Origin of the sequence: Falsiroseomonas sp. (genome assembly GCF_041690465.1) — a bacterium.
Lineage (GTDB): Bacteria > Pseudomonadota > Alphaproteobacteria > Acetobacterales > Acetobacteraceae > Falsiroseomonas.
Genome location: NZ_JAWLHG010000007.1, coordinates 147,906 through 161,023, shown reverse-complemented (window position 1 = coordinate 161,023; position 13,118 = coordinate 147,906). Strand labels below are relative to the sequence as shown.

13 protein-coding genes are annotated in these 13,118 nt (G+C 69.9%); 5 read left to right on the top strand and 8 right to left on the bottom strand.

From position 1 onward, the window contains the following. Positions 1-30 precede the first annotated feature (30 nt). The 3 genes from ACESM1_RS10210 to ACESM1_RS10200 are packed head-to-tail and all read left to right on the top strand — an operon-like array spanning position 31 to position 2,907. Complete coding sequence (locus tag ACESM1_RS10210; RefSeq protein WP_372619750.1) at positions 31-1,002, top strand: Bug family tripartite tricarboxylate transporter substrate binding protein; 972 nt, start codon at positions 31-33, stop codon at positions 1,000-1,002. Next, complete coding sequence (locus ACESM1_RS10205) at positions 966-2,396, top strand: ABC transporter substrate-binding protein (RefSeq protein ID WP_372619748.1); 1,431 nt, start codon at positions 966-968, stop codon at positions 2,394-2,396. Before ACESM1_RS10210 ends, ACESM1_RS10205 begins: the two co-directional genes overlap by 37 nt. A gap of 52 nt (positions 2,397-2,448) precedes the next feature. Then, complete coding sequence (locus ACESM1_RS10200; protein WP_372619746.1) at positions 2,449-2,907, top strand: RidA family protein; 459 nt, start codon at positions 2,449-2,451, stop codon at positions 2,905-2,907. A gap of 4 nt (positions 2,908-2,911) precedes the next feature. On the opposite strand, the gene ACESM1_RS10195 is transcribed toward ACESM1_RS10200, so the two are convergent. From ACESM1_RS10195 to ACESM1_RS10160, 8 genes are all read right to left on the bottom strand, one after another. Further along, entirely contained in the window at positions 2,912-3,679 is a 768-nt protein-coding gene (locus ACESM1_RS10195; protein ID WP_372619744.1) for an ABC transporter permease, read from the bottom strand. Between the two features lie 8 nt (positions 3,680-3,687). Further along, a complete protein-coding gene (locus ACESM1_RS10190) occupies positions 3,688-4,764 on the bottom strand; it encodes an ABC transporter permease (RefSeq protein WP_372619742.1) in 1,077 nt (358 codons plus the stop codon). A 98-nt stretch (positions 4,765-4,862) separates the two neighbouring features. Next, positions 4,863-5,888: an extracellular solute-binding protein gene (locus tag ACESM1_RS10185; protein WP_372619740.1), complete on the bottom strand. Its 1,026-nt coding sequence runs from the start codon at positions 5,886-5,888 to the stop codon at positions 4,863-4,865. Then, positions 5,885-6,874 (bottom strand): aminotransferase class IV, encoded by a 990-nt coding sequence (locus tag ACESM1_RS10180; protein WP_372619738.1) that lies wholly within the window; start codon positions 6,872-6,874, stop codon positions 5,885-5,887. Before ACESM1_RS10180 ends, ACESM1_RS10185 begins: the two co-directional genes overlap by 4 nt. A 50-nt stretch (positions 6,875-6,924) precedes the next feature. Next, complete coding sequence (locus ACESM1_RS10175; RefSeq protein WP_372619736.1) at positions 6,925-8,241, bottom strand: TRAP transporter large permease; 1,317 nt, start codon at positions 8,239-8,241, stop codon at positions 6,925-6,927. Further along, a complete protein-coding gene (locus ACESM1_RS10170) occupies positions 8,238-8,735 on the bottom strand; it encodes a TRAP transporter small permease (RefSeq protein WP_372619735.1) in 498 nt (165 codons plus the stop codon). Before ACESM1_RS10170 ends, ACESM1_RS10175 begins: the two co-directional genes overlap by 4 nt. Further along, on the bottom strand, positions 8,732-9,769 hold the full coding sequence (locus tag ACESM1_RS10165) for a TRAP transporter substrate-binding protein (RefSeq protein WP_372619734.1): 1,038 nt from the start codon (positions 9,767-9,769) through the stop codon (positions 8,732-8,734). The genes ACESM1_RS10170 and ACESM1_RS10165 overlap by 4 nt, the downstream gene beginning before the upstream one ends. Before the next feature lie 27 nt (positions 9,770-9,796). Then, positions 9,797-10,732, bottom strand: coding sequence for a fatty acid desaturase (locus ACESM1_RS10160; RefSeq protein ID WP_372619732.1), 936 nt, complete (start codon positions 10,730-10,732; stop codon positions 9,797-9,799). A 46-nt stretch (positions 10,733-10,778) separates the two neighbouring features. On the opposite strand from ACESM1_RS10160, the gene ACESM1_RS10155 reads away from it, so the two are divergent. After that, a complete protein-coding gene (locus tag ACESM1_RS10155; protein ID WP_372619730.1) occupies positions 10,779-11,606 on the top strand; it encodes a phosphate/phosphite/phosphonate ABC transporter substrate-binding protein in 828 nt (275 codons plus the stop codon). 44 nt (positions 11,607-11,650) lie between these two features. Further along, positions 11,651-13,084: an NAD(P)-binding domain-containing protein gene (locus ACESM1_RS10150; RefSeq protein ID WP_372619728.1), complete on the top strand. Its 1,434-nt coding sequence runs from the start codon at positions 11,651-11,653 to the stop codon at positions 13,082-13,084. Positions 13,085-13,118: the final 34 nt, after the last annotated feature.

Here is a 13,118-nt window from a genome sequence, read left to right as displayed (position 1 = left end):
AGAGTATGGGCGACAGCTGGGAGAGAAGAGATGCAATCCAAGACTACCCGCCGTGGCCTGATGGCCGGCGCCACGATACTGCTGCCGCTGCCCGCGCTCGGGCAGGGCGGCTTCCCGGACAAGCCGATCCGCATCATCGTGCCCTTCCCGCCGGGCGGCGGCACCGACAACCAGGCGCGCGCCTTCGCCGACGCGCTTTCGCGCGAGATGCCGCAGCGCGTCGTGGTGGACAACCGCGCCGGCGCGGGCGGCAACATCGGCGTGGATGCCGCGGCGCGCAGCGCGGCCGATGGCTACACGCTGCTCGCCACCGGGCCGAACATCATCAACACGCGCTACCTGATCAGGGACACGCCGTTCCGCTGGGAGCGCGACTTCGACACGCTCGGGCTGATGTTCTCCTCGCCGAACGTGCTGGTGGTGCATCCCTCGGTGCCGGCGCGGACGGTGCCGGAGCTGATCGCCCACCTGAAGGCCAATCCGGGCAAGGTGAACTTCGCCTCGGCCGGCGCCGGCGGCTCGATCCACCTCTCGGGCGAGCTGTTCATGAGCATGACCGGCACTCAGATGGTGCATGTGTCCTACCGCGGCGACGCGCTGGCGCGCGCGGACCTGACCAACGGCAATGTGCAGCTGATGTTCAACACCCTCGTCACCTCGGTCCAGCCGATCCGCGCCAACCAGTGGCGCGGCCTGGCGGTGACCGGCGATACGCGCAACGCATCGCTTCCCGAGCTGCCGACCGTTGCCGAGGCCGGCGTCCCCGGCTTCAGCGTGATCTCCTGGATGGGGCTGTTCGCGCCGAAGGGCATTCCAGCGGATGCCGTCGCGCGGATCCGCGAAGGCTTCGACAAGGTCTTCGCCAATGCGCAGAACCGCGCCGAGTTCGCGCAGAAATTCGGTGTGGACGTGATCCCCTCAAGCGGTGCGCAGCACCTCGCCTTCATGCAGGCCGAGGAGCGGAAATGGGCGCCGATCCTGTCGAGGATCGAACCGGCCTGACCATGCGGCGCCTGACGATCGCGGCGGAGAAGTGCCGCTTCCTGCCGAGCGGGCGCGTCACCGACGACACCAGCGTCCTCACGCTCAAGACGCTGGTGTTCGAACCCCTGGTACGATGGACCGAAGGCGGCCGCGTAATGCCCGCCCTGTTCGCGCGGTGGGAGGTGGGCGCGGGCGGCAGGCGCTGGCTGTTCCACCTGCGCGAGGGCGCCGTATTCCACGACGGCAAGCCCTGCCTGGCCGAGGACGTCCTGGCGATGATCCAAGGCATCCTAGGCTCGGTGGACATGTTCGGGATGAAGTGGTCGTACAGCCGCTACCTGGCGCAGGCGACGCTCTCGGCGCCGACGCGCACCACATTGCTTGTGGAGAATCCGGAGCCCTTCGCCGATATCCTCGACATCTTCTCGGAATTCTTCATCTGCCGCGAGGATGCGTCCGGCGCCCCAGTGCTTGGCACCGGGCCGTATCGCGTGACGGGCTTCGCGCAGGACGATTTCGCCGAGCTTTCCCGCGTGGGCGACACGCCCGGGCCAGAACGCATCACCTTCCGCGCCATCCCCGACGCCGCCGCGCGGATGGCGGCGTTGAACGCTGGCGACGCCGATGCAGCGATGCAGCTTGAGAAGCTGGAGCACGGGCCACGCTTCGAGGACGCCTTCGCATGGGGGCGCGCGGTCAGCACGCTCTCCGTCATGCATTACCTGAACTGCTTCGCGGGCGCCTTCGCGCATCCGGCGGTGCGGCTGGCGATCAACCATGCGGTGGACCGCCACGCGATCCTGGACGGGTTGTTCCACGGCCTCGGCGCGCTCTCCGCCACCGTGGTCAGCCCGCTGCACCTGGGCGCGCGGGAAGCCGCGCTGTCGCCGATCGCCTATGACCCGGAGCGCGCGAAGCGGCTGTTCGAAGAGGCCGGCACGGCTGGCCCGATCCATCTGCGCACGCCGCTGGAACTGCCAGAGAAGGCGCGGCTGATCACCCAGGCAGTGGCGGATGCACTCGCGCGGATTGGCCTCCCCAGCCGCATCGAGGAACAGCCCGACCGCCCTGAATATGCGCGCGAGGTCGGGCGCAAGCAGATCGGTGACGTCGCCATCTTCGACAGCTCGCCGCACTCCACCTTCCGCGTGCTGGACGACAAGGTCTCCTCCGTCAACGAGGCCGTGTGGTGGCAGGGCTATCATGACGAGGAAGTGCAGCGCCTGATCGCAGCGGCCAACCGCTCAGTGGAGGATGACGCGCGCGAGGCGGCCTATGGCGCGGTGCTGCGGCGCCTGCAGGCCAACCCGCCCTGGCTCTATCTGTTCCACCCCATCGAGGTCTTCGCTGCCCGCCCCGGCGCCGGGCGCTTCACGCTGGAAGGCAGCGGGATTCTGCGGGTCGAGGGCTGACGGGACACCACCACCTCGGGCAGACTGGCGGCAGCGACAATGGAGGTCCGCGATGTCCGCCGAGAAGCGCCTTGCCGAGCTTGGTATCGCGTTGCCGAGCCCGCCCGCACCGCTCGCCAACTATGTGCCCTGGCGCATCGGCGCCGGGCTGCTGTTCCTCTCCGGCGTCGGACCGCGGCGGGCGGATGGCAGCTCCATCACCGGCGTGCTCGGCGCCGATCTCGACGTGAAGGCGGGATACGAGGCGGCGCGGCTTTGCGGGCTGAACCTGCTGGCCAACATGCGCACGGCGCTCGGCACGCTCGACCGGGTGGACACCATCCTGAAGGTGCTCGGCATGGTGCGCGCCACGCCGGAGTTCGGCGACCAGCCGGAGGTGATCAACGGCTGCACGGACCTGTTCGTCGAGGTGCTCGGCGACCACGGCCGCCCGGCACGCTCGGCGGTGGGCATGGGCAGCCTGCCGCGGGGCATCGCGGTGGAGATCGAGGCGGTCGTGCTGATCCGCTGACCGGTCAGCGCCTCCGCAGCGCCTCCGTCACCAGCAGCAGCGCGAGCGAAGCGAGGAACAGCAGGCTGGCCGCCGAGAGGATCGTCGGCGTCATGTATTCGCGGACGTTCGCATACATCTGGCGCGGCAGGGTGAACTGGCCCGGCCCCGCCAGGAACAGCGTGATGACGAACTCGTCGAGCGAGGTGGCGAAGGCGAAGACCGCGCCCGCGGCCACGCCCGGCCAGATGCGCGGCAGCAGCACGCGGCTGAATGCCATCCAGGGTGGCGCGCCGAGCGAGGCGGCCGCGCGCAGCAGGTTCGGATCGAAGGTGGCAAGACTCGCCAGCACCGAGACCAGCACGAAGGGCACCGCCACGACCGTGTGGCCCAGCACCAGGCCCGGCAAGGTGCCTGACAGCCCCACCAGCGAGAAGGCAAAGAACATCGAGGCCGCGGTGACGATGAAGGGCGTGACCATCGGCAGCGTCAGCAGCCCGAGCAGCACAGCGCGGCCGCGGAACTGCCCGAGATGCAGGCCGAGCGCCGCCGCGGTGCCGAGCACGGTCGCCACGCACATCGTCGCCGCACCGACCACCAGGCTGTTCCGCGTGGCCAGCACCCAGCGGTCATCGGCGAAGAAATCCGCATACCAGCGCAGCGAAAGACTGCGCGGCGGGAAGCTCAGCACCTCGGTCGGCGAGAAGGAGAGAACCAGCACCGCCAGCATCGGCAGCATCAGGAAAGCGAGCACTAGCCCGGCCACCACCAGCAGCAGCGGCGATGCACGCATCCCCGGCATCAGACGCGCGCACCCACGGGCGTGCCGCCGGTCAGCACGCGCAGCAGCGCCACCACGGCGCCCGCCATAGCCAGCAGATACACCGACAGCGCCGCCGCCATCCCCCAGTTCACGTCGCGATTCAGGAACTGCGCGATGAACCAGGCGACCATCTGGTCACGTTCCCCGCCCAGCAGCGCCGGCGTGATGTAGAAGCCGACGGCGAGCAGGAAGGTCATCGCCCCGCCCGCCAGCACGCCTGGCAGCGACAGCGGCAGCCAGACGCGGCGGAAGCGCAGCCAGGGCCCGGCACCGAGCGAGGCCGCCGCCTGCAGGTGGCGCGGATCGAGCCGCGCCATCACGCCCACCATCGGCAGGATGGCCACCGGCAGCAGCACATGTACGGTGGACAGCAGCACCGCGATGCGCGTGCCGACCAGCTGCACCGGCGCCTCCACCAAGCCGAGGAAGACCAGCGCATCGTTGATCGGGCCCTCGCGCTGCAGCAGCGCGAACCAGGCGGTGCTGCGCACGAGCACCGAGGACCAGAAGGGAACGAGCACCAGCAGCAGCCCGATCGAGGACCAGGGCGGCCGGAGCGAGGCGATCGCCGCCGCCACCGGCCAGCCCAGCAGCACGCAGGCAGCGGTGACGATCACGCTGACCCAGAGCGTGCGCAGGAACAAGGTGATGAACAGCGCCCGGTCCGGCTCCACCGGGCGGACCTCGCCGTCCGGCGTCCGCGTCAGGTCCAGCGCCCGCAGCAGGTAGAGCGATGTGAAGGGGCCGCCAGCGCGCTGCAGCAGCTTCCAGACCTGCGGGTCCGCCCAGCGCGGATCAAGCGCGGGCAGGCTCTCCGCATAGGGCGCGGTAAGCCTGTCGCTGGCGCGCGCGGTGCGCAGCAGCAGGGCGCGCATGCCGCTCTGCTCGAAGTTGAGGCGCTGCGCAAGCGCGCCGATTCGGCGCTCTTCCAGCGCAGCGCCTGCTTCCTCCGCCAGGGCGGCGAAGGCGGCTTCGGGCGGCAGGCCCTGCCCATCCCAGCCGGCGAGCGCAGCGCGCAGACGCGGCATGGTCTCGGCCACCTCGCGGTCGGTCACCGCCGTCAGCAGGGTGTTGCCGACCGGCAGGAAGAAGGCGCCACCGAGCAGCAGCAGCAGCGGCGCCAGCAGCGCCGCCGCCAGGAGCTTCTGCCGGCTCAGCGGTTAAGCCATGCCGCGAAGCGCTGCTCGAGATCCGGCCCCTGGTCGAGCCAGAACTCGGTGTTGATCTGCAACCCGCGATCCTGGTGGTTGCTCATCATCAGCGGGTTGCGTTCGCGGATCGCCGGATCGTTCGCCACGGCCGCGGTCACCGGGTTGATCGCCCAGAGCTGCGCCAGCGCGCGCAGCGGTTCGGGGTTTGTGATGTGCTCGACCAGCCGCATCGCCGCGGCCCGGTGCGGCGTGCCGCGCACCACCGCCCAATAATCATAGGCGAACAGCAGCGTGTCCCAGTTCAGGTCGAGCTTCGCGCCATTGCGGATGGCCGTCGCCGTGCGCCCGGTGTACCCCGCGGCATAGGCGACCTCGCCGGCATTGACCAACTCGAGCGGCTGCTGGCCGCCGGTCCAGAAGGTGAGGTGCGGGCGGATGCGGTCCAGCGCGGCGAAGGCGCGGCGCTGGCCCTCCGGCGTCGCCAGGACCCGATAGACATCGGCCGCGGGCACGCCGTCGCCCATCAGCGCGATCTCCAGCGTCATCCGCGCGCCGCGGCGCAGTGCGCGGCGGCCCGGGAAGCGCTGCACGTCGAAGAATTCCTGCCAGCTGGACGGGCCGGTGGGATGGCGATTGAGGTCGCGGAAGAGGGAGACGCCCCAGCCGATCGCCCCTGCCCCGCAGGTGGTGGTGCCGCCCGGCAGGAACTTCCCGCGATCCACGACGGACCAGTCCATGCGCTCGAAGATGCCGTCCTCGCAGCCGCGGATCAGGTCCGGCGCCTCCACCATCACGACGTCCCAGGTGACGTTGTTGGCCTGCACCATCGCGCGGATGGGACCCACGTTGTAGTCGTAGGAGGCATCGCGCACCGGGATTCCGGTCTGCTGCGTGAAGCTCTGGAACAGCGTGGTGCGCATATGGCCCTGCAGCGCGCCGCCGCCGGCCACGATGGTCAGCTCGCGCTGCGCCATCGCCGGCGTGGCGCAGAGGGCCAGCGCGGCCAGCAGGACGAGAATTCTTTTCATCGTGGTGCCTCCCAGGGCATATCGGGCGGCGGGATGCTCGCCGCCGGCGTGATGTGCCAGCCCGCATTCTTCCTGTCGTAGTAGGTATTGAGCAAGCGCGTCGTGATCGGTCCCGGCACGCCTGCATGCGCGCCTCGACCGACCTTCGCTCCATCCAGCCGCGTCACCGGGAACAGGCCGCAGGAGGTGGCGGTGAGGAACACCTCCTCCGCCCGCGCCAGATCCTCCGGCATCAGCCGGCCGTACCGGGCAGGGATGCCGAGGTCGCATGCGATCTCGAACATGGTGCGGCAGGAGATGCCGGGCAGCACGTTGGCTTCCGGCGAGACCAGGCCACCATCCAGCACCGCGACGACGTTGAAGCCCGGCGCCTCCGCCACTGCGCCATCCGGGCCAAGCAGCACGGCGACGTCGTATCCGGCGTCCTTGGCGGCGAAGGTGCCGCGATGGAAGTCGCCCCAATGGGTGTTCTTCCAGTGCGGATTCACCGAATCGGCGGCGATGCGCGGCACGCCCCGGACGATCATGGCATGCAGGCCGCGCCGCATCTCCTCCGGCTGGCCGCGCAGGATCAGCGGCGTGACGGTGGCGAAGAAGCGGTGCGCATTGTGCTTCGCCGGGTCCCGCGTGCCGGGCACCGCGGTGCCGCGCGTGCAGGCGAAGTAGACCAGCGTGTCGGGCAGCAAGCTGCGGCGGAGCAGCCCGGCCAGAAGCCGCCGCAGTTGCTCGCGCGTCATGCCGGGATCCAGCCGCAGCCCCGCGCAGGAGGCGAGGAAGCGGTCGAGATGGTCCTCCAGCCGGAAGAAGCCGCCCTTCCAGCTGTGCACCACGTCGTAGGTCATGTCCGCATACATCAGGCCGAGGTCGCGCACCGGGATGCGCGCCTCGCCGAGCGGCACCACTTGGCCGTCCACGAAGGCCAGCGCCTGCGAGAAATCGGCATTCGCCGTGGTAAGGTGGGTGGGGACGTGCAGCATCTCGGCCATGGTGGAGATGTGGCGCTACCCGGCGCGGAGGTCAAACGGGCCGCCCCCCGCTACCACAGGCCAGGCAGCCAGAGGCTGAGCGCAGGGAACAGGGCCAGCAGCAGGATGCGCGCGAAGTCGCTGCCGACGAAACCGAGCACGCCACGATAGGTCTCGCCCATCGGCACGTCCTTCGCCATCGCGTTGATGACGAACAGGTTGAGGCCGAAGGGCGGGCTGATCATGCCGACCTCCACGCTCATCAGCACCAGGATGCCGAACCAGACCAGCACCTGCGTCTGGTCCAGGCCGAAATCGAGACTGAGCATCAGGGGCACGAAGATCGGCAGGGTGAGGAGCACCATCGCCAGGCTCTCCATGAAGCAGCCGAGCAGGAAGTAGATCAGCAGCACCACCAGCAGCACCGCCAGTGGCGGCACCGCCAGCCCCGCCACCGCGGCGGAAAGCTCGGCCGGCAGGCGGGAGAGCGCGAGCGCCGCGCTGAACAGCTCGGCGCCCAGCAGCACCAGGAAGATCAGGCCGGTCGTCACGGCCGTCGAGAGCAGGCTCTCCTTCAGTCCCTGCCAGCGCATGCCGCCGAGCGCGACGGCCAGGATCCCGACCGCGGCGGCGCCGATCGCCGCCCCTTCGGTGGCGCTGAACCAGCCGCCATAGATGCCCGTGATCACCACGACGAAGACCAGCATCACCGGCCAGACATCGGCCGTCGCGCGGAGCCTGTCGCCGAAGGGCAGCCGCTCGGCGGGCGGTGCCGCCTGCGGCGCGAGCCGGGCATAGAGGCTCACCACCAGCATGTAGCCGGCGGTGGCGAGCAGGCCGGGGATGACGGCGGCAACGAACATCGCGCCGATGCTCTGCTCGGTGTAGATCGCGTAGATCACGAGGATGACCGAGGGCGGGATCAGGATGCCGAGCGTGCCGCCGGCGGCCAGCGTGCCGGTGGCGAGCGCGGGCGAATAGCCGTGCCGCCGCATCTCGGGGAACGCCACCTGGCTCATCGTGGCGGCGGTGGCCAGCGAGGAGCCGCAGATCGCGCCGAAGGCCGCACAGCCGCCGATGGTCGCCACCGCCAGCCCGCCGCGCCAATGCCCCATCCAGGCGCGCGCGCAGCGGAACAGCGCGCGGTTCATGCCGCCTTTGGTCGCAAAGTCGCCCATCAGCAAGAACAGCGGAATCACCGACAGCGTGTAGGAGGAGAAGCGGCTGAAGGTGAGCGTGTTGAGGGTCGCGAACAGCGGATCCCATCCCGCGATGCCGGCATAGCCGAGCCCGCCGACCAGCAGCATGGCGATGCCGACCGGCATCCGTAGCGCAATCAGAACGAGCGCCGCCGCAAACATCAGCAACCCGATGTCGAAGTTGCTCATGCCGGGTGGCGCGCCCTGGCCGCGGCCTCTACCGCCACGAATCCGGCGCAGAGCGTCCACAGCGCCATGCCGAGGCCCGCCGCGGCGTAGCCCCACCAATACGGGATCAGCAGGAACATCGTCTCTCGCTCGCGGTCCCACATGTTCAAGCCGCCGACCGCAAGCCGCCAGGCCAGCACCGCGACCACCGCCGCCGCCACCGCGCGCATCACGGCATCCAGCCCGGCGATACCGCGCGCGGGCAGCTTCTGGGTGAAGAAATCCACCATCACATGCGCGCCCTTCATCTCGCAGAGCGGCAGGCAGAGCGCGACCGCGACGCCGAGCGCCATCTCGACGATCTCGGAGTCGCCCAGGATCGGCTGGTTCAGCAGCGCGCCACGCAGCACCGAGGCGACGGTGACGCCGACCGCCACCAGCAACAGCGCGCCCGCAACCAGGGCGGCGAGCGTCGCGGCGCCGGTCAGGGCGCCGCGCAGTCGCGCAAGGCTCACGCGCGGCCGTGGCGGGCGGTGATCGCGGTCATCTGGTCGAACAGCGCGCGCCCGTTGCGACCGCGGCGGTTCATCTCGCCGATCCAGGCCTCGTAGGCCGGCGCAACGGCGTTGCGCCAGCGCGCCTTCTCCTCAGGGCCGATCTCGATGATCTCGTTGCCAGCGGCGCGCGCGGCATCCACCGCCTGCTTGGTCTGCGTGTCCCAGATCTCGCCGAGCTGGCGCGAGAGGCCGCCGCCGGAATTGGCATCGATCACCGCCTTCAACTCGGCGGGCAGGCGATTGTAGCTGCGCTGGCTCATCAGCGTCAGCAGCATGCCCTGGAACAGGCCGGTGCCGGCCGGCTCGCTGTGGTATTTCGCCACCTCGTAGAGGCGGAAGGGATGGGTGATGGCCCAGTTGATCAGGAAGCCGTCCACCTGGTTGCGCGCCGTCGCCTCATAGACGCCGCCGAGCGGGATCCCGACCGGCGTGCCGCCAAGAGCGGTCACCGCCTCGCCGATCCAGCGGCCGGCGACGCGCAGGCGCAGCCCCTTGAAATCGTCCTGCGTGCGGACCGGCTTGCGGCTGGTGTGGACCAGTGCGCGGTCGGTGGAATGGATCGAGATGATCTTGATGCCGCGATACTCGCTGTCAGCCAGGTTGTTCGCCGCATACTCATAGGCGGCCGCCGACATCGAGGCGGAGAGGCCGGTGTTCATGAAGGGCATCTCGATGCCCTCCGTGCCGATGAAACGCCCGGGCGTGAAGCCCGGGACGGTCCAGATCATGTCCACCACGCCGTCCTCGAGCTGCTGCGGCAGGTCGCGCGGCTGCCCGCCGAGCTGCATCGCCGGGTACATCTCGACCTTGATGCGGTTCTGCGATTGCTGCGCCACGCGCTCCGCCCAGCGATCCAGGTGGAGCGTGTGGTCGAGCGCGGTGGGCGAGGAGAAGGAATGGCAGCGGAAGGTGAATTGCTGCTGCGCCTTCGCCACCAGCGGTGCGGCCAGCGTCAGGCCGAGGCCCGCGCCCATCAGGTGTCGTCGCTTCATGGTGTCCCCCATTCTCCCTGGTGTCGTTCAGCGCGCGGGATGCGCCGGCACGAAGACCGGCCTCAACAGCCAGCGCCGCGCGATGTCGAAATAGCCGCGGAAGACGAAGTGGCCGTTATGCGCCAGCAGCTTCTCGCGGTTGCGTCGCCAGAAGCCGGGGATCTCGAACCACGGCATCTGCGGGTAGAGGTGGTGCACGATGTGCAGGTTGTTCCACAGGAAGAGCAGCCCGAACACCCAGTTGCTCTCGACGCTCGCGGTGCGCTCGCCCGGCGTCGGCCCCCAGCGATGCTCGGTGAAGGCGCGCAGCAGGCCGATGGAGATGCCGGGCAGCACCATCACGACGTAGTAGTACCACACCGGCATGCCGGCGACGGCGCTGACGAACCAGAGGATCACCGCAAGACCCGCAAGGAAGCCGATCCAGGCCGGCACGTCCGAATAGTCGCCCCGCGCAAGCTTGCCGTATTCCACCAGCACCAGCTTGCGCAGCCGCAGGAACGGCCCGATCAGCAGCCGCCCGGCCAGCGTCTGGTTGGCCAGCAGCACGGCCCGCCACGCCGGTGAATACTGCGACCAGTCCGCCTGGCGGTGATACTGGGTTTCCGTGTCCTCGCCGGGGTAGGTCAGCACCGTGTTGCGGTGATGTGCGCTGTGGCTGCGCTTGTAGAGCTCGAATGGCCACCAGCCGCCGATCGGCGGCCAGACCAACGCCGTCCGCAGCCAGCGCGGGATGCTGCGCCAGCCATGGATCGCCTCGTGCTGCAGGGAGAAATGCCAGGCCAGTACATAGCCGCCCGCCAGCATCAGCAACGGCCAGAGAATCGCGGCGTGGAACCAGACCAGCACGAACCAGCTGGCATAGATCGCGACCGCCACGCCCCAGGTCGGCAGCTCCCACCGCCGCCACCAGATCGGCGACGGCGCCAGCGCGGCGGCCCGGGGGAGTTCCGTCTCCAGCATGGGCCAAGCGTGGCAAGAAACATGCCGGCATGGCAAGCTGCGTGGCATGCAGCTGATCGCCTGTTCCCGCATGTACGACGTCGCGCCCGCCGCGCGCGAGGCCTGGCACGGGATCTTCGCCCGACTCGTGGCGCTTTCCGGCATCCCCCTCGCGCCCTTCATCCACCAGGCGCCGGCACCGATCGAGGAGCTCTGGGCGCGCCCGGACATGGGCTGCGTCTTCATGTGCGGCTGGCCCTGGGCGATGGACCCGGCGCCGCGCCCGGTGCCACTGGCCGCCCCCCTGCCCTCGCCGTCGCGCTATGTCGGGAAGCCGGTCTATCTCAGCGACTTCGTGGTGCGCGAGGACGCGCCCTACCGGCGGCTGCCGGATGCCTTCGGCGGGCGGCTCGGCTGGACGGTGTCGCACAGCCATTCCGGCTGCAACGCGCCGAGGCACCATCTGCTGCGATATGCGGCACGCTTCCCCTTCGCCGGCGCTGTCGGCCCGCTGGTCACGCCGATGGCCGTCGCCGCCGCGGTGCGGGAGGGGCGGTGCGAGGTCGGCCCGATGGACGGCTTCGCGCACGACCTCCTGCGCCGCCACGCGCCGGAGCGGGTGGCAGGGCTGCGCATCCTGGAAAGCACGGATGTTGCGCCAATCCCCTTCCTGGTCGCCGCGCCGGAAACACCGGAACGCATCGTCAGGCCGCTGCGCGCCGCGCTGCTGGCACTGCATGAAGATGCGGCCTCACGCACCCTGCTCGACCAGCTGCTGGTGCGCCGCTTCGTGCCGGTGGAGGAAGCGGCCTATCTGCGCCTCGGCCCCACCTGGGCCGCCGCGGCCGAGAAGGCCGGCATGGAATTGCCGCCGCGCGGCATGGCGGCTGCATAACCCGCCCCCATATCGGCATCGATCCAACCGGAGAGCACCCCGCCTTGCCCGCCCCGAGAACCCTCGCCGAGTTGGAAAAGGATGCCGCACGCGACCTAGCGCTGATCGCCCATCCTCGCCTCGAATGGCTGCAGCCCAAGACCAGCGGCGGTGCGCCCGTGCTCGATGTGCTGATCGTCGGCGGCGGGCAATGCGGCGTGGTCACCGGCTTCGCGCTGCTGCGCGAGAAGGTGCGCAACATCCTGGTGATCGATCGTGCCGAAGCAGGCAGGGAAGGCCCCTGGCTGACCTACGCCCGCATGCCGAACCTGCGCAGCTGGAAGGACCAGAGCGGGCCGGATCTCGGCATCCCTTCCCTCACATACCAGGCCTGGCACGAGGCGCAGTTCGGCACGGCGGATTGGGAGAAGCTCAAGCTGATTCCGAAGGAGAAATGGAGCGATTACCTGCTCTGGTTCCGCCGCATCACTGGCGTGCCCGTCCGCAACGGCGTCGAGGCCGGGCGCATCACGCCCGCGCGCACCGATGACGGCCTGCCCTGCCTCAGCGTGGAGACCAGTGCCGGCCCGATGCTGGCGCGCAAGGTGGTACTGGCCACCGGCCAGGAGGATGCGGGCCGCTGGTGGATGCCGGAGTTCGTCGCCGCCCTGCCCGCGCATCTGCGCGCACACGCCGCCGATGCGGTGGATTTCAGCACGCTGCGCGGCAAGGTGGTGGCCGTGCTTGGCGCCGGCGCCTCGGCCTTCGACAACGCGGCAACCGCGCTGGAGCACGGCGCCACCGAGGTTCACCTGTTCTGCCGCCGTGCCGAGCCGCAACTGGTGCAGCCTTACCGCTGGCTGACCTTCTCCGGCTTCCTCCGCCACCTGCACGAGATGCCGGACGAATGGCGCTGGCGCTTCATGGCGCATGTGCTTGGGCTGCGCGAGGCCTTCCCGCAGGATACCTGGGACCGCTGCGCGCGCTTTGCGAATTTCACGATGCATGTCGGCCGCCCCTGGACCGATGCGCGCGTCACGCCCGACGGGCAGGTGGAGATCGCAACGCCGCGCGGTGCCTTCACCGCCGATCACCTGATCTGCGGCACCGGCATCCGGATGGCGTTCGACGCCGTGCCGACGCTCGCCAGCTTCGGCCACAACATCGCGCGGTGGTCGGACCGCTACACGCCGCCGGCGACCGAAGCGGATGAGCGGCTCGGCGAGTTCCCCTATCTCGCCGGCGACTACGCCTTCCAGGAGCGTGTGCCCGGGGAGACGCCGTGGATCCGCGACATCCACCTGTTCGGCATCTCCACCACCATGTCCTTCGGGCCCGCCGGCGCCTCGATCAACGCGATGGTCTATGCCGTGCCGCGGCTCGCGGCCGGCCTCACCCGCGGCCTGTTCCGGGCCGACCTGCCGCGGCTCTGGCAGGACTACCAGGCCTACGACGTTCCACTGGCGGAGATAGACCCCGCCAGGCTGGCGGCTGAATAGCGAAGGGGTCTGGACCGCGCGCGCCGGCGCGGTG